The 21,058-nt window shown below is 38.4% G+C and carries 19 protein-coding genes; 16 read left to right on the top strand and 3 right to left on the bottom strand.

The genetic code is table 11. From position 1 onward, the window contains the following. Positions 1-15: 15 nt before the first annotated feature. Entirely contained in the window at positions 16-1,227 is a 1,212-nt protein-coding gene (gene ylbJ / locus MN204_RS04480; RefSeq protein ID WP_249869884.1) for a dipicolinic acid transporter SpoVV, read from the bottom strand. Positions 1,228-1,418: 191 nt separating this feature from the next. Here ylbJ and MN204_RS04475 point away from each other — a divergent pair, with 191 nt between their 5' ends. Beyond that, positions 1,419-2,435 carry a SepM family pheromone-processing serine protease gene (locus MN204_RS04475; RefSeq protein WP_249869883.1) on the top strand — a complete coding sequence of 339 codons (1,017 nt, stop codon included), beginning with the start codon at positions 1,419-1,421 and terminating at the stop codon, positions 2,433-2,435. Between the two features lie 88 nt (positions 2,436-2,523). Here the strand turns inward: MN204_RS04475 and MN204_RS04470 are convergent, their stop codons facing one another. Continuing rightward, positions 2,524-3,741: a nucleotidyltransferase gene (locus MN204_RS04470; RefSeq protein ID WP_249869882.1), complete on the bottom strand. Its 1,218-nt coding sequence runs from the start codon at positions 3,739-3,741 to the stop codon at positions 2,524-2,526. Between the two features lie 182 nt (positions 3,742-3,923). On the opposite strand from MN204_RS04470, the gene MN204_RS04465 reads away from it, so the two are divergent. The 4 genes from MN204_RS04465 (at position 3,924) to MN204_RS04450 (ending at position 6,162) form a co-directional block, all read left to right on the top strand. After that, positions 3,924-4,457 (top strand): YceD family protein, encoded by a 534-nt coding sequence (locus tag MN204_RS04465; RefSeq protein WP_249869881.1) that lies wholly within the window; start codon positions 3,924-3,926, stop codon positions 4,455-4,457. Positions 4,458-4,501: 44 nt separating this feature from the next. Next, positions 4,502-4,675, top strand: a complete 174-nt coding sequence (gene rpmF, locus MN204_RS04460; protein WP_010649496.1) for a 50S ribosomal protein L32 — start codon at positions 4,502-4,504, stop codon at positions 4,673-4,675. A gap of 184 nt (positions 4,676-4,859) precedes the next feature. Further along, positions 4,860-5,621, top strand: a complete 762-nt coding sequence (locus tag MN204_RS04455) for an enoyl-CoA hydratase/isomerase family protein (RefSeq protein ID WP_249869880.1) — start codon at positions 4,860-4,862, stop codon at positions 5,619-5,621. Positions 5,622-5,685: 64 nt separating this feature from the next. Beyond that, positions 5,686-6,162 carry an RsfA family transcriptional regulator gene (locus MN204_RS04450; protein ID WP_249869879.1) on the top strand — a complete coding sequence of 159 codons (477 nt, stop codon included), beginning with the start codon at positions 5,686-5,688 and terminating at the stop codon, positions 6,160-6,162. A gap of 120 nt (positions 6,163-6,282) precedes the next feature. Here MN204_RS04450 and MN204_RS04445 read toward each other — a convergent pair whose 3' ends face one another. Continuing rightward, on the bottom strand, positions 6,283-6,756 hold the full coding sequence (locus MN204_RS04445; protein ID WP_249869878.1) for an N-acetyltransferase: 474 nt from the start codon (positions 6,754-6,756) through the stop codon (positions 6,283-6,285). 386 nt (positions 6,757-7,142) lie between these two features. On the opposite strand from MN204_RS04445, the gene MN204_RS04440 reads away from it, so the two are divergent. From MN204_RS04440 to murD, 11 genes are all read left to right on the top strand, one after another. Further along, positions 7,143-7,523, top strand: coding sequence for a DUF3397 family protein (locus MN204_RS04440; protein WP_249869877.1), 381 nt, complete (start codon positions 7,143-7,145; stop codon positions 7,521-7,523). Positions 7,524-7,610: 87 nt separating this feature from the next. Continuing rightward, positions 7,611-9,230, top strand: a complete 1,620-nt coding sequence (bshC, locus tag MN204_RS04435) for a bacillithiol biosynthesis cysteine-adding enzyme BshC (protein ID WP_249869876.1) — start codon at positions 7,611-7,613, stop codon at positions 9,228-9,230. Between the two features lie 206 nt (positions 9,231-9,436). Further along, positions 9,437-9,868 (top strand): division/cell wall cluster transcriptional repressor MraZ, encoded by a 432-nt coding sequence (mraZ, locus tag MN204_RS04430; RefSeq protein WP_249870236.1) that lies wholly within the window; start codon positions 9,437-9,439, stop codon positions 9,866-9,868. A 72-nt stretch (positions 9,869-9,940) separates the two neighbouring features. Beyond that, entirely contained in the window at positions 9,941-10,918 is a 978-nt protein-coding gene (rsmH, locus tag MN204_RS04425) for a 16S rRNA (cytosine(1402)-N(4))-methyltransferase RsmH (RefSeq protein WP_249869875.1), read from the top strand. Then, complete coding sequence (gene ftsL, locus MN204_RS04420; RefSeq protein WP_249869874.1) at positions 10,918-11,292, top strand: cell division protein FtsL; 375 nt, start codon at positions 10,918-10,920, stop codon at positions 11,290-11,292. Before rsmH ends, ftsL begins: the two co-directional genes overlap by 1 nt. 15 nt (positions 11,293-11,307) lie before the next feature. Further along, positions 11,308-13,569: a penicillin-binding protein gene (locus MN204_RS04415; protein WP_249869873.1), complete on the top strand. Its 2,262-nt coding sequence runs from the start codon at positions 11,308-11,310 to the stop codon at positions 13,567-13,569. Between the two features lie 101 nt (positions 13,570-13,670). Further along, on the top strand, positions 13,671-15,605 hold the full coding sequence (locus tag MN204_RS04410; RefSeq protein ID WP_249869872.1) for a stage V sporulation protein D: 1,935 nt from the start codon (positions 13,671-13,673) through the stop codon (positions 15,603-15,605). Between the two features lie 119 nt (positions 15,606-15,724). Next, positions 15,725-17,206 (top strand): UDP-N-acetylmuramoyl-L-alanyl-D-glutamate--2,6-diaminopimelate ligase, encoded by a 1,482-nt coding sequence (locus MN204_RS04405; protein ID WP_249869871.1) that lies wholly within the window; start codon positions 15,725-15,727, stop codon positions 17,204-17,206. 2 nt (positions 17,207-17,208) lie between these two features. After that, positions 17,209-18,585 carry a UDP-N-acetylmuramoyl-tripeptide--D-alanyl-D-alanine ligase gene (locus MN204_RS04400; RefSeq protein WP_249869870.1) on the top strand — a complete coding sequence of 459 codons (1,377 nt, stop codon included), beginning with the start codon at positions 17,209-17,211 and terminating at the stop codon, positions 18,583-18,585. 41 nt (positions 18,586-18,626) lie between these two features. Next, positions 18,627-19,610, top strand: coding sequence for a phospho-N-acetylmuramoyl-pentapeptide-transferase (mraY, locus tag MN204_RS04395; RefSeq protein ID WP_249869869.1), 984 nt, complete (start codon positions 18,627-18,629; stop codon positions 19,608-19,610). After that, positions 19,610-20,959, top strand: coding sequence for a UDP-N-acetylmuramoyl-L-alanine--D-glutamate ligase (gene murD / locus MN204_RS04390; protein WP_249869868.1), 1,350 nt, complete (start codon positions 19,610-19,612; stop codon positions 20,957-20,959). The genes mraY and murD overlap by 1 nt, the downstream gene beginning before the upstream one ends. Positions 20,960-21,058: the final 99 nt, after the last annotated feature.

The following is a 21,058-nucleotide window of genomic DNA, read 5'->3' as shown; positions in this document are numbered from 1 at the left end:
TTTCAAGCCCTCTTTTTACTTATTTCTTTTGTATAAAATAACTGCAGCAATTCCTAGGAAACAAATAGTAATTAGTGGACCGAACCCTTGCAAATACTGAAGGATAATAAGCCATATGTTATCTGTGACCAATTCCGTTGAAACAGGTATTTCATACAGTTCGAGTGTACGCCTGTCCAAGTATAGTGGTTTATATAAGATGATTGTTAAGATGACTGCAAAAGTTCCATGCAATAACCGGGCAAAGAAATACGGTGCATATCTAATATCCGTTCTTGCGAGAATACTGGCTACTTGTGCATGGATGGATAATCCATTAAAACCAAGAATGAAACTTACCAGTATCGCTTTTTGCAGCAATGAATCTGCTGTTGTTTGAGATATCATGTTTGCTCCGATCGTAATTTCAAACAGTCCTGAAAAGAAGGGAAGTGCTAAATCTGCAGAAAACCCGAATCCTTTTAAAAGTGGTTCGAAAATTGCTGCAATCGCCGGTGTGATGCCAACCAAAAACAATAATTTTATTAGGACTGAAAACAGTATAATAAATCCTCCAACCATGACTAATGTTTTAATGGAATTTAAAACGGCATCACCGAGAATTTCACCTAATGGTTTGTTCTCCTTCATACGCGTTTGATGCATTTCCTTAAAAGCTCTTACCATTGGAATTCCGTTTGTACTGCGCTCTTCCATTCGATAATGGCTAGATTCCTTTCTCCCATGAAATCGCATGCAAATCCCGACAAAAGCATTACTGACATAATGGCAAAATGCTAAAAGAGTTCCCATTTTTAAATCGTGAAAAAATCCTGCTGAGATCGCTCCAAAAATGAATAAAGGACTGGAATTATTCGTAAAAGAAACAAGTCTTTCTGCTTCAATCTTAGTCAACTGTTTCTCTTCCCGCAAACGCGCCGTGATTTTCGCTCCAGTTGGATAACCACTTGCCATGCCCATCATCCAGCCGAAACTACCGGCACCTGGGACATTAAATAACGGACGCATGATTGGTTCGAACAATATCCCAATAAATTTAACAACTCCAAATGCAAGTAATAATTCAGCAGTAATAAAAAATGGAAGCAATGAAGGAAATACGACCTCCCACCACATATTCAAACCTCGAATGGCAGCTTCCAGTGCCTGGTCAGGGAAATTGATAAGACAAATAGTTAAAAGAATTGTAGAACCTGAATAAATAAAAGTTTTTATTATTTGCTTCAATAGAAAGCCCCCTAAATAATGAGCCAAGCTCTGTACAACTTATTTTGTTAGTAGTAGAATTATTCTAGCTTGTTTTAACCGATCAATCGATTAAGAACAGGTCTGTACAATATACGCTCATACATAGGTTAAATATTCCATACATATGTTAAAGAATTGTTTTAAGAGGATAGGAAGGAGCAGACTGCACGATGAAATTAACCAAAAGAAATATCATATTTTTTATAATTATGGTTTCCATCATATACTTTTTAGGTATATATCAATTACCTTATTACATTCAAAAGCCCGGTGGAGCGAATCCATTGAACCCAATCGTCGAAGTTGCAGAGGGATATGAAAGTAAAGGAGATATGCATCTCGTGACTGTGAGCGGGCTGCAGGCTACACCGTTACAGTATGTATTCGCGAAATTTTTATCGTATCAGGAAATTATCCCATTGGAGCAGGTTTTTCCAGAAGGAATCTCCCAGGATGATTACATGCATGTACAACTTCAGGTGATGGAAAGCTCACAGGAAGCTGCAACTGTTGTAGCATATGAAGCGGCAGGGGGAGATATCACAATTGAGTATAATGGGGTATATGTTGTATTGGTCGTCGAAGGTATGCCTGCAGAGGGAATCCTTCAAACCGGTGACCGTATTATCGGCATAGACGGTATAGAGATAAAAGAAGCTGGAGACTTAATTGACTATGTTGATGCGTTACAGGCAAGTGATATCATTACGATTGAATTTGTTCGGGATGATGAAACAATTCATGAAGCTATTACGCTGGAAGAATTTAGTGATATTGATAATAAAGTAGGGATTGGAATCAGCCTCGTAACCGACAGGAATGTGACAGTTCAACCAGAAATTAAATTTTCAAGTGGAAATATTGGAGGTCCGAGTGCAGGATTAATGTTTTCATTAGAAATTTATGATCAATTAACAGAGGAAGATTTGACGAAGGGGAAGGAAATAGCTGGTACTGGTGAAGTGGACTATGATGGAAATGTTCTTCGTATCGGGGGTATTGATAAAAAAATTGTAGCTGCTGACAGAGAAGGAATCGATATTTTCTTTGCCCCTAACGAAAATGATGCTCACAATTCAAACTATCAACTTGCGGTAAAGACTGCAGAGGAGATTGGTACCGATATGGAAATTGTCCCTGTCGACACCTTTGAGGACGCTTTGAACTACTTACAGCAGTTGCAGTAACTCCTTTAACCTTATATTGTAATGCACCCAAACAGTCAAGTTTACGTTACTTTTGGGTGCATAACACTTTCATTTTAATTTAAGGCGCTTATATTTTCGTTGAAATGATTGGTGCCTGTAACTCCTGCTTAAACAGTAGGTTTCTTTTTTGGGTAGGAAGTATACTATAATAAGCATTAGCAGCCTTTTCTTCCATAGATAAGGCGTCTGACTGGTTACGAGTTAATTTGGAAATAAGTGGTACATTCATTAACTTTTTTTGTTTGTTTAAATACTCGCGCCCCGTTTCTGTCATTCCAAGCAGCCGAACATATGGAATGGAAGGATGGTATACGCTCTCCATGTCTGCTTTTTTTGTATTTGTTAAAATATGTACGAAGATGCGCTGAATCCGTGTCCATGTATAACGTTTTGTTTTGATTGCTTCCATCCAGTCATGGAAGGATGTTGCTTTCTGCGCTGTTTTTAGAATTCGGTTTTCCAGACCTTCCTCTACATCATGTATGGCTGCAATCTCAGATGCTGTCATTGTCAATACACGATAGGAAAGGAGGGGAAAGTATTTTTCCCACTCATGCCAAACGGAAGACTTTTCCCTGTATATCTTTAATTGATTTGCGGTTTCTTCCGGTATCGTGGGTACTATATTTGATGTCAGTGAATCATGTTTTAATAGCTCACCTCTGATGCTTGTAGCACTGGCAATCGTGCTAGAAATGATTTTATCGTGAAAATCATTGTTTGTTCGTTGTATGGTTAATGGTGTAATTGGCAGGTTGTTTTCCAGTATTGTTTTTACATAACTGTAACCCAGAATATTATTGGGCTTTGAAAGATCCATCCTTTCTCCAGTCAGACCGATACTTTTATAGGCATGCTTACTGGCTTCAGGGAAAGAAAAACCTTTATTCAAAAATTGTTTAAGTGTTGTTTTAAAAGTGGCCTGATTTTCTTTAACGTTATGATAGCTCGTTATAAAATTAGAAATGGATCCAGATTCGCTTCCAAAACAAATACTGGTGACACCAATTTCATTTAATGTTTTAACAGCGCCATCTGCAAATAAATCACTATTTTGCACAGCATATAGGTAGGGCAACTCAAGAACAATATCAATACCTGTCCGTAAAGCAGCTTGAGCACGGTGGAATTTGTCTATGACTGCGGGCTCTCCGCGCTGAAGGAAATTGCCGCTCATCACAGCAATCATGCAGTCTGCACCAGATGCTTTGCGTGCTTCTTCAATATGGTAGACATGCCCGTTATGGAATGGGTTATATTCGACAATCAGACCACAAGCATTCATATTTTCATCTCCTAGGATTGGATGTTAATCATTGTAACAAATTATTAGTTGTCGTGCATCTAGGAGTATTATATGATTATTAAGGATAGAAGCGGGAAATATAGAAGTATGTGTAAAGAAAATATGTTGACAAAAGTTCTTTTTTCTTTTAAAATAACTCTTGTTGCCTAGAGGTGATCGTAATGAAATTAACACTGAGCCAAATCAGAAAAAATGCGGTTAACAAACCATTTGAATTTGATGAAATGGTGAATGTGTCCGACCTGGAAACAATGAACAATGATATTCGCGAAATAAAGCCTGTCAGGGTTCATGGGAAAGCTGACATTCAAGGAGACCAGTTTTTTTTCTCTTTTACAATCGAAGGGGAAATGATATTGCCTTGCGCGAGAACATTAGTGGATGTTCCTTATCCTTTCTCCATTAAAGCAGACGAAATATTTACCACGTCTTCCTATTATGGAAGTGATGAAGCAGAACATGAAATTCATCTAATAGATGGAGAAGTTCTTGACTTAACTCCATATATCGAGGAAAATATTATATTGGAAATTCCTTTTCGGGTTTTTTCAAATGAGGCTGATCCTGAAGGAGGAGCTCCTTCTCAAGGGAATGGATGGGAATTCGTTTCAGAAGATGTAAAAGTAGAAAAGACAATAGATCCCCGTTTGAGAAAATTGGAATCGTTGCTTGAAAATAAAAAGAAAGAAAAATAAGAATTGTATTCAAGTTTTACTTTCATTTGAAGGAGGTGTAAGTCATGGCAGTACCTAAGCAAAGAACGTCAAAAAAAGTTAAGAATCAACGTCGTACTCATAAAAAATTACACGTACCTGGCATGGTAGAGTGTTCAAATTGTGGAGAATTAACAAAACCGCACCATGTTTGCAAATCTTGCGGACATTATGACGGGAAAGAAGTAGTTAACGACTAATGTAAAGAAACAGATCACAATTATTGTGGTCTGTTTTTTTAGTTCGCAGATAGAAAAGTATAAAACCTTCTTACCTGGCATAAGAGCAACGAAGGCTGTCACCGAAAGGTTTGATGACAACTTAGTTTTCTAATCTGTATCTAATCTATATAGTATGATAGGGAAAGTGTAGGGGGATGTTTACGTGGAGGAATTTGTTACTTACGAAAGCAACGATTATGGATATGGGGAAATCTGTCTAAATAGGCCGGATAAGCGGAATGCCATTTCAAAAGTGATGAGGAATCAATTATCGGTCTGTCTTCAAGAGGCGAGGGAGGATTCAATTAAATTTTTGATTATAACCGGTGCTGGTGAAAAAATGTTCTCAGCAGGTGGGGATTTAAATGAATTGCATGCCGATCTTTCAACAGAAGCTGCTTATGCAGTATTGCATCCAATGAAGGAATTAATCTATCAGATTTTAACGTTTCCAGTTCCGACAATTTGTTTGTTAAATGGTGATGCTGTAGGTGGAGGCTGTGAAATTGCAACGGCTTGTGATATCAGAATTGCAAAAGAAGACACCAAATTCGGTTTTGTGCAGACTAACCTTGGTATTCTCCCTGGTTGGGGAGGAGGAGAAATTTTATATCAAAAAGTCAATCAAAGTTTTGCAATGCAATGGTTAATGGAAGGTAAGACCTATAAAGCTGACGAATTAAAGGAACAGGGCTGGATACATCGAATTGTAAGTAAAAATGATTGGAATAATCGTCATGCACTATTAGCTGATTATATTTCCAAATCCTATAAACAAATGATTCTGCTTAAAAAACAGTATTTGAAAAAGATAATAGTTACCGATTTATCAGATTGGATGGATGAGGAAGTTCAACATGCTGCAAGTCTTTGGGATTCCTCAGAACACAAGGATGCCGTACAAAAATTTTTAACGAGGAAATAAGAAACCTATTCTAGCACCCCTATTTTTTGCATACATTGATAGCAAACATATTAGGAGGGGTGTTATGAATGATACGAGACAGGATGCCTGGACAAATGATGAGGATTTAATTCTTGCGGAAACAGTATTACAATTTATCCGGGAAGGTAGAACACAGCTTGAAGCATTTAAAGAAGTTGCAAATCAGCTTTCCCGTACATCAGCTGCGTGTGGATTCAGATGGAATGCTACAATTAGAAAGCAATATCAGCATGCTATACAATCGGCAAAAGAGGAAAGAAAAAATGGATTAAAAAAAGTTGGAGTTATTTCTGATCCTAACGAAACAGAAGAGAAGTATACAATAGATTCTGCCATACAACTACTTAAAAAAATGAAATCGCAATTTCCAGAAGGGGAAAATGCAGCTAATAAAGTAAATCAGGAAAAAGTGGAATACTTGCAGAGAGAGAATGAAAAGTTGAAAAGTCAATTACAGCGTTATGATAATGCATGGCAGGAAATGAATAAATTATGGTCCTGGGTTAAAAATGGGGATTAAATCCCGACGGTGTGCTTGTATTTACAAACGAAAAGACATGAATGGGAAACAACCTTCATGTCTTTTTTTTGTGATTAAGGTCTGATGCAGATAGATAAAACCAATGCTTGTAGTTATGATTTAGCTCTTTTCCATAACACCATCAGGAAGCCAAATCAGCGGATTTTCCCCTAAGTCTCTTTCCATCTCATAGTGCGCCTTTACAAACCCCATTTTTTCCCAGAACCCATGTGAATTAATTCGTGGACTTGTTTTTATCGGAAGTTTAAAGCCTTTTGCAAAGTCTACCATAGCTTTTCCGTAGCCTCTCCCCTGATAATCGGGAAGTACCTCAAGTTTCCAAATGGTCAGATAGTCTTGAGGTGGTTCAAAATAATAGTCATACTTCTTATTTACCTCATACAAACTCATTCGGGCAATCAGGTTGTTACCGTGGTAAATCCCGAAGAATGGAGATTTACTATCATTTTCAATGATATTATTCTGCAAATCTTCCATCATCGTCAGCTCTTGATTCCCGTATTCTTTGAATCTCTTGAACTTTTCAAGCGTCTTATAATTAACTAAAAGATTTTCAACTTTAATATGTTCCATAAAAATTTCCCCCATTCGTTAATTTTCCACTTCCATACCCCTTGTAGGAAGCGTCTGTCTTGTTAATGAAATTTACATAGCAATACAACGCTATTATAATATAAAAGTGATAATTTTGAAATTATTTAGGGGTTGGAATGCGGGGTACCAATCCATGAATATGTAACTCGACTTTCTGACTAATAAAAGAGTTCTAAGTTGACTAGAGTTACAGATTAGTTGAATTAATATATAGAGTATTTATGCCACGATGGTTTATTATCTGATACAATAAAAAATGGGAATTGAGAACGGTTCGTACGTGTAGTGGCTAACAAATTTCTTGAAACATTCGTTGTGAGGACTTCTTAAGTGGAAAGGAAATCGAAGAAGGGAAAAATAAAAGTATGTTCGAATACATCATCTATATTATATCAATTTTTATTACCATTCCGTTTATCGCAACGATCCTGGTTTATTTAGCTTCAGTAAAAATACATAATAAGAAACTAAAAGCAGTTCATACGGCTGTCAACTGGACAACTGCATTTTATGTCATAGCTGTATCAATGCTGCTTTATTTGATTTTTGAACGGAGTTTTATCAGTTGGATGATTATTATCTTTATCCTATCTATTTCTGCCATTATCATTTATCAATGGAAGACAAGAACAGAAGTTGAATTGGGAAAAGCTTTGAAAATTATTTGGAGGTTCTCATTTTTGCTTTTTTTGTTGTTGTACGTTGTTCTTGTATTGATTGGTATCATTCAAAAAATTCTTAGTTGAGCAATAGTCAAACAGATTAGATGAAATGAGATAGAAACTTATGTACAATACAGATTGTACATTATGAATAGAAGGAGCATGGGATCAATGCATATCGACCCTATACAATTGAAAGCTCAAAGTCGCCTGATCACTGATTACCGAAAAAACCATAAACGCGTAATGGAATTTTTTGATTACAATCCTTATAGTGATTATGAACAGAGACTTAGGGATCTGGATGATCTTAATTTTAACCGCGAGCAATTAACGAATGTTTTACATACCATTAATGAAGCATGGGGTGCCCCGCAATCCACTCATAACAATATTAATAAGCTGAATGATCCAAAGAGTGTTACAGTGATTGGTGGACAGCAGGCGGGTCTATTGACTGGTCCGATGTATACCATCAACAAACTAATCTCCATTATTCAGTTTGCAAGACAGCAGGAAGATAAACTGGGCATTCCTGTCGTGCCCGTATTTTGGATAGCGGGAGAAGACCATGATTTTGATGAAATAAATCATGTATATTTGCCTGATGTGCCGCAAATGAAAAAATATAAGCTTGCACATCATTTGATGGAAAAAAGATCGGTTTCAGATATAGCAATTGATCAGAAAGCACTTTCGAAATGGGTGGACAATTTATTTGAAATGCTTGAAGAAACGGTACATACAAAAGATTTATACAAAGCCATTGTTGACATGAAGAATCAATCTAAAACATATGCTGATTTCTTTGCGCAAATTATTTTTCATGTGTTTAAGGATGAAGGAGTTGTATTAATTGACTCTGGTAATAGTAAGGTAAGAAAATTGGAAAGCAGCCATTTCCAAAAAATGATAAAGCATCAGCCTGGGATCAGTGAGGGAGTTTTTGCTGCATTAAAAGACCTTAAAGAACAGGGCTACACGATTTCACTAGAGGCCGGTCCTTTGGATGGTCATCTTTTCTACCATAAAAATAAGGAGCGGATTCTCCTTACTCGTGATGAATCAGGGGATTGGGTCGGTAAGCAGAATGAGATTCGTTTAACTACGGATGAATTAATGGAAACAGCTGAAAATGAGCCAGAATTACTCAGTAATAATGTTGTAACTCGCCCCCTCATGCAAGAGTTGCTTTTTCCAACATTGGCATTTATAGGCGGTCCCGGAGAAGTTGGGTATTGGGCTGCACTTAAACAAGCATTCCATACACTGGACTTGAAAATGCCACCCGTACTTCCTCGACTTTCCATGACAATCGTGGAAAGCAACATTGTAAAAGTTGTTGAAAAATACAGAATGGATACAGCAGAAGCCATAAATGTTGGTGTGAAGGAAGAAAAAGACAAATGGCTGCAATCGAAAAGCGACCCGAGAATTGATGAACTTGCTACTGAGATAAAAGCCGTAATCGAAAAGGCGCATAAACCGCTAAGAGAAGTGGCCAAAGGTATCCGAGACGATTTGGGAGCATTGAGTGAAAAAAACTTGTTCTATTTATACAGGGATATTGATTTCTTGGAAAGTAGATTAATAAAAGCTTTGGAAGAAAAATACGAAAAGGAGTTAAATGAATTCAATCGAGTGGATACTGCATTGCACCCGAATGGGGGCTTACAGGAGCGGATTTGGAATCCACTGCACTGGATAAATGTTTATGGTACAGATTTCATAACAGAGCTGACCGAACAAGATTTTTCCTTCCATGAAGAACATTATGTAGTATATCTCTGATTTTTAGGGAAGGCTCACCACTCTCCACCACCATCCTGAAATTTTACGCAAAAAAGCTGTCTATCATCGATAGAACAGCTTTTTTTTTTGGCTTAAAAAAATAGTGGAAACAGCGATTTAATACTTTAGAAATTTTTTTTGATAATTAAGTGGAGGATAGTGGGGGATTGTGGTATTATAAAAAATATGAAAGTGGGGCGGACTATATGTTCATGGGTGAATTCCTTCATAGCATTGATACAAAGGGCAGAATTATTGTCCCTTCCAAGTTCCGCGATGAACTTGGAGCAAGCTTTGTTGTAACCCGTGGACTGGATAAATGTCTGTTTGCATACCCCATGGATGAATGGAAAATATTAGAAGAAAAACTGAAAAAACTCCCACTTACAAAGAAAGATGCTAGAGCATTTACACGTTTTTTCTTTTCTGGAGCTGTTGAATGTGAAGTGGATAAGCAGGGAAGAATAAACATTCCGCAAGGGCTTCGTAAATATGCAGGTTTGGAAAAAGAGTGTAATGTCATAGGCGTTTCCAATCGGATTGAATTCTGGGCAAGTGACAGCTGGGAAGATTATGTTACGGATTCAGAGGATTCATTTGCAGAGCTTGCTGAAAATCTTATGGATTTTGATATTTGATTTAAAACTAGTAGAACACGGAAGAACATCGGTCATAAATTTCGTAAATCAATAAAGTAAGTGGGTGTAAGTATGTTTGAACATTATAGTGTACTAAAAGATGAAACCATACAAGGATTGGCTATTAAACCAGACGGAATCTATGTTGATTGTACCGTTGGGGGTGGAGGTCATTCCGGGGAAATAGCTTCTAGATTAAGTGATGATGGATTGCTGATAGCTTTTGATCAGGATTTGGATGCATTAGAGGCAGCGAAAGAAAAATTAAACATGTACGAGGATAGAATTTTGTTTATTCATTCTAATTTTCGCGGATTGGAAAAAGAACTGAGCGAACACAATATTTCTCATGTCGATGGTATTTTATTTGACCTCGGAGTCTCTTCTCCTCAACTAGATAGAGGTGAGAGAGGGTTCAGTTACCAGCATGATGCTCAATTGGACATGAGAATGAATCAAGAACAGGAATTGACTGCATATGAAATTGTGAACACGTGGTCATTCCATAAACTTGTCTCGATTTTTTTCAACTACGGAGAAGAGAAGTTTTCAAAACAAATTGCAAGAAAAATAGAAGCACATAGAGAAATAGATGAAATCAAAACAACCCATCAGCTAGTGGAAATAATCAAGGAAGGGATTCCTGCTCCTGCACGAAGAAAAGGCGGGCATCCGGCAAAGCGAATTTTCCAGGCATTGCGAATAGCTGTTAATGATGAATTAGCTGCATTTAATGATGCACTCCATCAAGCGGCTAAAGTTGTCGGGATTGAAGGAAGAATTGCAGTGATTACATTTCATTCTCTTGAAGACAGATTATGTAAGCAGGCATTCAAGAAATGGAGTACGGAAAAAGCAACTCCGAGACATCTCCCGGTAGTACCGAAAGACCATCAAGCACCGTTTGAATTAATATCTAGAAAACCAATTGTAGCAGCTGACATTGAACTTGAAGAAAATCGGAGGTCGCGTTCTGCAAAATTAAGAGTAGTAAAGAAGGTTGGAGCGTGGAGAAATGAATTTACTTATGAGGAAGGGTGGAAGAAATAATGAGTGCTAATCAAGCCCGCAGTTGGCAACAATCAAACCCGCAACATATTCCTGCCAGAGAAGAAAAAGTTGCAGTAAAGGTAAGGAAAAATGGCTGGATTACAAAAGGTGAAAAAATTATCTATTCTCTTATCGGTGCCTGTGTGATTGCATCTGGGATTTTTATGGTGTCATACGCATCAACAACGGACTCAATAAATAGAGAATTACAGCAGCTTGAACAAACTGTAAGTACGCAGCAGGTGAAAAATGAAGGACTGTTATTTGAAATGAAAGAATTGTCCAGGCCTGAGAGAATTATTCAGATTGCGGAACAAAATGGGCTGAAAATCCAAAACGCGGAAGTTAAACAAGCGCAGTCATTCAACAATTAGGCAAGGGGCTTACCTATGAAAAAAAACAAGACAACGCATTTGATGGCTGGAATATACATCATTATCTTTGTCGCGGTTTTTATCGTTTTAACGGGAAGGTTTATGTATATCCAGGCAACTGGAGAGATAGACGGAGTTTCTTTAGATGAGTGGGCTGATCAAAAGAGAACTTCATCTTATAATTTAAGTGCTGAACGTGGAAAGATTTTTGATAAAAACGGAATGACACTCGCATACGATCGACCTACATACCGGATGTATGCGATATTAGATGAAACATACTCAGATAAATCAGAGGAGCCCTTGCACGTAGAAGACCCGCAAAAGACAGCGGAAACGCTGGCTCCTCTTTTAGATGTTGAAGTAAATGAATTACTGAATCCGTTAGAAAATGGAATCGAAAATGAACGATTTCAGGTTGAATTTGGGAAAAACGGTAAAGAACTTTCCCAACAAAAAAAAGATGAAATTCTTGCGTTGAATATCCCTGGTATTAACTTTAAGGAAGAAGCTATACGCTATTATCCAAATGGAATGTTCGCTTCCCATATTATCGGATTTGCGAGGGAAACTGAAATAGAGACGGAAAATGGATATAAAGATGAAATTATTGGAATAGCAGGTATGGAAAATGAAATGAACGATCTTTTAAGTGGAAAAGATGGTTTTATTTCCTATCAACGGGACAGATATAATAAAAAGTTATTGAATCCGAATGAAATCATTCAAGTGCCGGAAGATGGCGATGATGTCTATTTGACCATTGATCAAAAAATTCAGACTCTATTGGAAGATGTGCTTTCACAAGTCGATGAAAATTATAATCCCGAAAAAATGAATGCAGTCGTAATGGATGCAAAAACTGGACAAGTTTTAGCAATGAGCAGTCGTCCCAGCTATGATCCGAACAACCCTGCAAATGTGGAAAATTGGTACAATGATGTCGTTTCGGCGCCGTTTGAGCCAGGTTCCACAATCAAGATGTTTACGTGGGCGGCGGCAATTGAGGAAGGTGTATATAACGGTTCCGAAGGTTTTCAGTCTGGAAGTTATCAGCCTAATGAACAAGTAAGGAAAATCCACGACCATAATGGTGGTAATGGATGGGGAACCATATCCTATGATGAGGGTTTCCAGCGTTCTTCCAACGTTGCAGCAGCAAAGCTTGTCTGGGAGAAAATGGGCACAGGTACATTTTTGGAATATTTACAGGCTTTTGGTTTTGATGAAAAAACAGGGATAGATTTGCCTGGAGAAGTGTCCGGACGCATTCTTTATAACTGGCCGATAGAAAAAATTACGACGTCATTTGGTCAAGGGAGTACGACTACCCCTATTCAGCAAATGAAGGCAGCTACTGCAATAACAAACGGCGGAAAGATGCTTCAACCGTATGTCATTGATAAAATTGTCGATTCAACAACAGGAGAAATTATGGAACAAAAATCTCCTCAAGTTGTTGGAGAGCCTATTTCGGAAGAAACAGCAGAACAGGTATTAAAATTGTTGGAATCTGTGGTCAATGGAGAAAATGGTACAGGAAAAATTTATCAGTTGGAAGACTATACAGTTGGTGGAAAATCAGGTACGGCAGAAATACCGAATCCTGAAGGTGGCGGCTATTTAACGGGAAGAGAAAACTATGTATTTTCATTTTTAGGAATGGCCCCGATTGAAGATCCAGAGCTAATTATGTATGTTTCTATTCAACAGCCTGAATTGGAACCAACCGAGACTGGGTCTGTCCCACTATCCTTTATTTTTAACAATGTTATTGAAAATAGCCTACACTACTTAAATATTGAACCAGATAATGAGGAAAATGAAGAGGTTCAGCAGATTATCATGCCAAATGTTATTGGCGATAATGCAACAACCACTCGGGACATACTCACAGAGCAAGGGCTGAAAGTTTCACTTGTTGGTGATGGAGAAAAGATTGTGGCCACTAGTGTCACGGAAGAAGAGAGAGTTCTTCCGAGCGATCGAATTATTTTAATTACCGATGAACCTACGATGCCAAATATAATTGGCTGGTCACTAAGAGATGTTATGAAACTATCAGATTTAATGAAATTCAAGGTTGAGACATTTGGAAATGGTTATGTTGTAACGCAGAATATTCCTGAAGGTACAGCAATAAAGGAAAATGATTATTTGGGAATTGAACTTTTATCACCAGATGAAAATTTGGATGATGGTACAGGTGACATGGATGAAGAAAATGATGATGAAGCAGTAAACTTAACGGATGATACTTCTTCAGAGTCAGAATAAAAAAAGTTTTAGAATATATACCCGATAGACAAACAGTGTTCTATTCAGTTTTTTTAACTCATATAGTGGATACAAACCGACCTGTGTAAAGGGGATGGAGAATGAAACGTGTATCTACTGTTACAGTAAAAAAACGAATCGTTACTGTTTTTCTTTTTGGGGCCATCATACTTGCAGTCATCGTCTTTCGGTTAGGTTATGTGCAATTTGTGATGGGAGAAAGACTGACAGGACAAGCCAATGATCTTTGGACAAGAGATATAATATTTGAAGCGGAAAGAGGCCATATTCTGGATGCTGAGGGGGACATATTAGCTGAAAATGTAACAGCTCCCTCCGTAGTAGCTATACCTAGACAAATAGAGGATCCCGAAGATACAGCAAAGAAACTGGCACGAATTCTTGATGTGGCAGAAGAAAAAGTAATGGACACGATTACGAAGAATGCATCCAGTGTCAGTATTAGGCCGGAGGGAATCAAAATTTCGGAAGAACAGGAAAAAGCAATCCGCGAGCTGAACCTTGCGGGAATTTATTTGGCAAAAGATTCAAAGAGACACTATCCATACGGTGATGATTTGTCACATGTACTCGGTTTTACCGGAATAGATAATCAGGGATTGATGGGTCTGGAGCTCTCGTATGAAGAAAAGCTTCGAGGGGAGCATGGTAGTCTTTCATTTTATTCAGATGCAAAGGGAAGAAGACTCGATACGCTTGCTGATGTCTATACGCCGCCTAATGACGGGTTAAGTCTTAAAACGACGATTAATTCGAAAGTTCAGACCATAATGGAACGTGAACTTGATGCGGCGGTGTTGAAATATAATCCCGATGGGGCGTTGGCTATTGCCATTAATCCAAAAACTGGTGGCATTCTCGGTATGACATCACGTCCTAATTTCCATCCGGAAAATTATCAGGAAGTGGATGCATCTATCTTTGGAAGAAATTTGCCTATTTGGAGTACGTATGAGCCTGGTTCTACATTTAAAATAATTACGCTTGCAGCTGCATTGGAAGAAAAAATTGTAGATTTGGAAGAAGACGACTATTATGATGACGGTGATATTTCGGTAGGGGGAGCAACCATACATTGTTGGAAAAGTGGAGGGCATGGACATCAAAGTTACTTGGAAGTGGTTCAGAATTCATGTAACCCGGGATTTGTAAATCTTGGACAGTTACTGGGGACAGAAAAACTCTTCGCTTATATAGACAATTTTGGATTTGGTGAAAAAACGGGGATTGATTTACAGGGAGAAGGGAATGGTATACTATTCGCCCCTGAAAATGTTGGCCCAGTAGAATTGGCTACCACTTCATTCGGGCAAGGCGTCTCTGTTACACCGATTCAGCAGGCTATTGCTGTTGCTGCAGCAGTTAATGGTGGTTATTTGTATGAGCCTTATATTGCTGAAGAATGGATAGATCCTAAGACAGGCCAGACAGTGGAAAGAGTTGAACCAAACTTGAAAAGAAGAGTCATATCGGAATCGACTTCCGAAGAAATTCGCTTTGCTCTCGAAAGTGTCGTCGCTCAAGGAACAGGACGACCAGCATATGTTGACGGTTACCGTGTGGGCGGAAAGACTGGTACAGCCCAGAAAGTAGGCCCCAATGGTGCATACTTGGAAAATAATTACATCGTTTCATTTATAGGATTTGCTCCAGCAGATGACCCTGAAATTATTGTATATCTGGCTGTAGATAATCCGAAGAATACGGTTCAATTTGGCGGTGTCGTGGCAGCGCCAATTGTTGGAACAATCATAGGGGACAGTTTAAGAGCAATGGAAGTCGAACCACGTTTAGATGGGCTCGATAAAGAGTACATGTGGCCAGAAATGCCAAAAGTCGAAGTTCCTGATCTGATTGGCCATTCAAAACAGGAGCTCACCGAGTATTTGCTTGATTTATCAATAGAAACAAGTGGGGAGGGTGAGTATATTGCTGACCAGTCTCCGGAGCCAGGAACAAAATTGGAACAAGGCTCCACAATAAGAATTTATCTGTCTGACGAAAAACATCGTTAAACTTCAGGAAGTTTGCTATAATATATTAGCGAATATGTAAAGAGGGTGTTTACCACCCTCTTAAAATCCGATAGCTTGTGGAATACATATGTAGGATATAAAAGATAAGGATGTTAGTTATGAATTTAAAAGAATTGTTAGGTGTGTTACCCTTTTATGAAACGAATTCAGCAATAGATAAGATTGAATTTAACGACCTGGAAATGGATTCACGGAGAGTAAAACCCGGGAATGTTTTTATTTGCATACCAGGCTTTACAGTCGATGGTCATGACTATGTTGCTCAGGCTGTAGCGAATGGTGCAGTCGCAGTAATTGCTGAAAAAACGCTACATGTAAATGTTGCTGTACCAATAATTATGGTTTCAGATACAAATAGAGTTCTTCCCATGCTTGCAGCAAAACATTTTAACTATCCAACTGCAAAACTTCCACTTATAGGTGTAACGGGTACGAATGGGAAAACAACTGTCACCTATCTTTTGGAAAAGATATTTCAACTCCACAGCAAAAAAACTGGGGTAATTGGAACAATACAATTGAAAATAGGTGACGATACATATCCTGTCGCAAATACGACTCCTGATGCATTGCACCTTCAAAGAATTTTCAACAAAATGCTTACAGAAAATGTGGACCAGGCAATTATGGAAGTATCCTCCCACGCGCTTGATTTGGGGCGTGTCTTCGGCTGTGAATATGACATTGCTATTTTTACGAATCTATCACAGGATCATTTGGACTATCATACAGATTTGCAGGATTATTTGCGTGTTAAAAGCTTACTATTTTCCCAACTCGGAAATAGTTATAATAGTAATTCCCAAAAGTTTGCAATCATCAATGAAGATGATCCATCAAGCAGCTTATTGAAGCATAGTACTGCACAACACATTTTGACATATGGATGCAAAAAGAAGGCATCCGTTATGGCTGAGAATATCAACCTAAAAGCTACCGGGACTTCTTTCAAATTAACGTCACCAGCAGGGGATATTGAGATCAACAGCAGATTGATAGGCATGTTCAATGTCTATAATATGCTCGCTGCCAGTGCAGCAGCGATAGCTGCTAAAGTTCCTTTATCGATCATCAAGAATGCTTTGGAAAGCATAAATGGTGTTAATGGTCGATTTGAACCGGTTGTAGAGGGACAGGATTTTGCTGTCATCGTCGATTATGCTCATACTCCTGATTCTTTGGAAAATGTGCTGCAGACCAGTAGAGAATTTGCAAAGAAAAAAGTGTATGTCGTTGTTGGTTGTGGCGGAGATCGAGACAGAACGAAGCGCCCGCTGATGGCATCCATTGCCCTTAACTATGCAGATCATGCGATTTTCACTTCCGACAATCCCAGGACGGAGGATCCAGAACAAATATTGGATGATATGACCAGGGGATTGCAGGAATCCGATGGAAGTTTTGAAGTAATTGCAGATCGTAATGAAGCAATTATACAGGCAGTAAATTACGCCCAAGAGGAAGATATTATCCTTATCGCTGGAAAGGGACATGAAACATATCAGATTATTGGTCATACGAAGCATGATTTCGATGATCGTGAAGTAGCTAGAACAGCAATACTTGCTAAGGAGAAATAATGATGTTATTTACGACAAAATGGTTATCCGAAATCTTTCCGAACTATCAAGGGGTGATTTCTGAAAAAAATGAAATAAATTCTGTAACTACTGACAGCAGAAGTAAAGAGAGCAATTCCTTGTTTATACCTATCATCGGGGAAAATTTTGATGGTCATGATTTTGCTGAACAGGCAATAGAAAACGGAGCAAGTGGGATAATATGGGATAAAGGAAAAAAAATCCCTAATTCGATACCGAATGATTTTCCAATTTTTTTCGTGAATGATACACTCAAGGCGCTACAGGATTTGGCAACAAGTTACAGAGATGAAATCAATCCAATAGTTATTGGAGTTACCGGGTCAAATGGGAAAACGACAACGAAAGATTTGACGGCAGCTGTAGTGAAGACAAACTATCGTACACATTATACGAACGGTAATTTTAATAATCATATTGGATTGCCACTTACGATATTGTCAATGCCTCGGGATACAGAAGCTTTAATACTCGAAATGGGGATGAGCAACTTCGGGGAAATAGATTTATTAACAAAGATTTCCAGGCCGGATTATGCAATTATTACGAATATTGGAGAATCACATATTGAGTTTTTAGGAACTCGTGAGGGGATTTCAAAAGCAAAACTTGAAATTGTGAATGGTCTGAAAGAGAATGGGATATTGATTGTGGACGGGGACGAACCATTGCTCGAGAATTTGAACTTATCCCAACAGGTCATAAAAAATGGCTTTCTTGAAACAAATGATAATGTATTGTCAGAAGTGGCAATCACCCCAACAGAAACAGGGTTTAACATGTCTGATGGATTGCGTTATAGGGTTCCGCTCTTAGGTAAACATCATGCTAAAAATGCTTCTTTTGCTGTAACAATCGGTAAACTTCTGAAAATCGCTCCAGAAAAAAGCAATGATGCATTCCAAAAACTGGAGCTTACAGGTATGCGATTCGAACTGATAAAAGGAATAAACGATGTTTCCATTATTAATGATGCCTATAATGCTTCACCTACTTCGATGAAAGCATCCATCGAGGTCGTAAAACAAATGGATGGGTTCAGACAAAAGGTATTGATTCTCGGAGATATCCTGGAGCTTGGCAGTTATTCTGAAGTACTACATCGTTCAATAGCTGATACGATTGAAGCTCCAATTACTGCTGTATTAACTTATGGTGAACATGCAAAGTTGATAGCAAAAGAGGTAGCAGAGCAAGGGAAAATAAAAGAATGCAACCATTTTACTTCAAAAGAAGCGTTGACAGAGGCATTGCATTCATACTTAACAAAAGATGCTTTATTATTATTCAAGGCGTCACGAGGATTAAAATTCGAAACGATTATAGAAGCAATACAAAAGTTATCAGAGAAAAATTAACCAAATCTTAGTTGGACGGTTATGTATGAGGAGGAAATGAAGTGAATATAACTGTTTTAATAGTAACAATAGCTATAGCATTTCTCATTACCGTTCTTCTATCTCCAATATTGATTCCATTTTTAAGAAGATTAAAGTTTGGGCAAAGCATTAGAGAAGAAGGACCACAATCACATATGAAAAAAACGGGTACCCCAACAATGGGTGGTATCATGATCATCTTCAGTATTATCATTACATCTATTATTATGGCTAGCAGAGCTGGTGACACGGGGATAGGATATGAAATTTGGCTATTGATATTTGTTCTATTCGGTTACGGTCTGCTTGGATTCCTGGATGACTTCATTAAAGTTGCCATGAAACGGAATCTTGGACTCACATCGAAACAAAAGCTGCTGGGCCAAATTATTATAGCCCTCGTATTTTATTTTATTTTAAGAAGTCAGGATTTCTCAACTGCAATTAACATTCCTGGAACCGATATTCAATGGGATATTGGCTGGGGATATGCATTACTGATTATTTTTATGATGGTTGGTTCATCGAATGCCGTAAATCTGACAGATGGGTTGGATGGGCTATTGGCCGGGACAGCAGCCATTGCCTTTGGAGCTTTCGCGGTTCTTGCCTGGTATGCTACTCCACAAAATGAGGCAGCAATATTTGCCCTCGCAGTAGTTGGAGCATTACTTGGTTTTCTTGTATTCAATGCTCACCCAGCAAAAGTATTTATGGGTGATACAGGTTCTTTAGCTCTTGGTGGAGCTATTGCTGCCCTTGCAATCATCTTGAAGATGGAGATTCTCCTCGTCATTATTGGTGGGATATTCGTAATTGAAACGCTCTCCGTAATTATTCAGGTTATCTCTTTTAAAACAACAGGAAAAAGAGTGTTTAAAATGAGTCCTCTGCATCACCATTACGAATTGGTTGGGTGGTCAGAATGGCGTGTCGTAACGACATTTTGGCTGGTGGGACTCTTATTTGCAGCACTCGGCATCTATATTGAGGTGGGCTTGTAATGAAGAAATTTACAGATTTCCCTTATTCCAGCATACTTGTACTCGGTCTGGCGAAAAGTGGTACGGCGGCAGCTCAGACATTGCTTGCAAATGATAAAAAGGTTATTGTCAACGATAGGAATGCACGTGAACATGATGAGATTGTAGTCAATTTAAGAAAGATGGGCGCTGATGTTATCGTCGGCTCCCATCCTATTTCTATTTTGGATGAAATAGAAATAGTCGTGAAAAACCCGGGAATTCCTTACGACAACCCAATTGCTGCCGAAGCGGTCAAACGAGGAATTCCCATTATTACTGAAATTGAATTGGCATTTCATTTAGCAGATGGACCAATTATCGCTGTCACCGGATCCAATGGGAAAACGACTACGACAACACTCGTAACAGAAATGCTTAGAGAGAGCGATGTTCCTGTCAAAGTTGCCGGAAACATTGGGATTGTGGCTACAGAAGCAGTGCATGATTTGGGTGAAAATGAAAAACTTGTACTTGAATTATCATCCTTCCAGTTGCAAGGTATTGAAAAATTCAAACCTGCGACCGCGGTTCTGCTCAATATTTTTGAAGCACACCTTGATTATCATAAAACACTTGATAATTATAAACAGGCGAAGTTTAATATTTTCAGAAATCAAACTGCTCAGGATTACCTGGTATATAATGCTGATGATGCTTCAATTGCCAAGGTAATTCACCAGGCAAAAGCAAAACTTGTTCCGTTTTCTGTCAGCAAAAAACTGGAAACTGGTGCCTGGGCAGATGATTCGTATATTTATTTTAATGGTGAAAAGTTAATCTCAAGGAAGGAAATTGTTCTGGTCGGTGAGCATAATCTCGAAAATATATTAGCTGCCGTAGCTTGTGGAAAACTAAATGGTGCAACAAACGAAGGGATCAGAAAAGTTTTGATGACTTTTACCGGTGTTAGACATCGCCTTCAATTCGTAGGAAATTTAAATGGTCGTTTATTCTATAATGATTCAAAGGCAACAAATATATTGGCTGCCCAAAAAGCTTTGAGCGCTTTTAGACAACCGATTATACTGTTGGCCGGTGGACTTGACCGGGGAAATGAATTTACCGATTTATTACCTTTTCTCAAAAATGTTAAAACCATGGTGGTGTTCGGCCAGACTGCGGGGAAACTGAAGCAATTGGCTAAAGAAGCCGGCATCCAAACAATTATTGATGCGGAGAATGTTCAAGATGCTGTTGAAAAAGCCTATCCTACTTCAAAGGAAAATGATGTTATCCTTCTCTCTCCTGCATGTGCAAGCTGGGATCAATACCGTACGTTTGAAGAAAGAGGAGACATTTTTGTACAAGCCGTGCATAAACTTAAGTAGGGGCAATGCAAAAGCTTAAAGCTAGGTTTACGCCGGATGATCGTGACTGTTTAGGTGACGATCTTATCTGCAACATCACAATAGTATAAAACAACAACA

The organism is Oceanobacillus saliphilus (assembly GCF_023522835.1).
GTDB classification, from domain to species: domain Bacteria; phylum Bacillota; class Bacilli; order Bacillales; family Amphibacillaceae; genus Oceanobacillus; species Oceanobacillus saliphilus.
This window is presented reverse-complemented; position numbering and strand designations above follow the sequence as displayed.

What these genes read in the sequence shown, in the direction of transcription:
- MN204_RS04475 (WP_249869883.1), top strand. Translation starts at nt 1,419, where the DNA reads ATGAAATTAACCAAAAGAAATATCATATTTTTTATAATTATGGTTTCC.
- MN204_RS04470 (WP_249869882.1), bottom strand. Translation starts at nt 3,741, where the DNA reads ATGAATGCTTGTGGTCTGATTGTCGAATATAACCCATTCCATAACGGG.
- MN204_RS04465 (WP_249869881.1), top strand. Translation starts at nt 3,924, where the DNA reads ATGAAATTAACACTGAGCCAAATCAGAAAAAATGCGGTTAACAAACCA.
- rpmF (WP_010649496.1), top strand. Translation starts at nt 4,502, where the DNA reads ATGGCAGTACCTAAGCAAAGAACGTCAAAAAAAGTTAAGAATCAACGT.
- MN204_RS04450 (WP_249869879.1), top strand. Translation starts at nt 5,686, where the DNA reads ATGAATGATACGAGACAGGATGCCTGGACAAATGATGAGGATTTAATT.
- MN204_RS04445 (WP_249869878.1), bottom strand. Translation starts at nt 6,756, where the DNA reads ATGGAACATATTAAAGTTGAAAATCTTTTAGTTAATTATAAGACGCTT.
- MN204_RS04440 (WP_249869877.1), top strand. Translation starts at nt 7,143, where the DNA reads ATGTTCGAATACATCATCTATATTATATCAATTTTTATTACCATTCCG.
- bshC (WP_249869876.1), top strand. Translation starts at nt 7,611, where the DNA reads ATGCATATCGACCCTATACAATTGAAAGCTCAAAGTCGCCTGATCACT.
- mraZ (WP_249870236.1), top strand. Translation starts at nt 9,437, where the DNA reads ATGTTCATGGGTGAATTCCTTCATAGCATTGATACAAAGGGCAGAATT.
- rsmH (WP_249869875.1), top strand. Translation starts at nt 9,941, where the DNA reads ATGTTTGAACATTATAGTGTACTAAAAGATGAAACCATACAAGGATTG.
- ftsL (WP_249869874.1), top strand. Translation starts at nt 10,918, where the DNA reads ATGAGTGCTAATCAAGCCCGCAGTTGGCAACAATCAAACCCGCAACAT.
- MN204_RS04415 (WP_249869873.1), top strand. Translation starts at nt 11,308, where the DNA reads ATGAAAAAAAACAAGACAACGCATTTGATGGCTGGAATATACATCATT.
- MN204_RS04410 (WP_249869872.1), top strand. Translation starts at nt 13,671, where the DNA reads ATGAAACGTGTATCTACTGTTACAGTAAAAAAACGAATCGTTACTGTT.
- MN204_RS04405 (WP_249869871.1), top strand. Translation starts at nt 15,725, where the DNA reads ATGAATTTAAAAGAATTGTTAGGTGTGTTACCCTTTTATGAAACGAAT.
- MN204_RS04400 (WP_249869870.1), top strand. Translation starts at nt 17,209, where the DNA reads ATGTTATTTACGACAAAATGGTTATCCGAAATCTTTCCGAACTATCAA.
- murD (WP_249869868.1), top strand. Translation starts at nt 19,610, where the DNA reads ATGAAGAAATTTACAGATTTCCCTTATTCCAGCATACTTGTACTCGGT.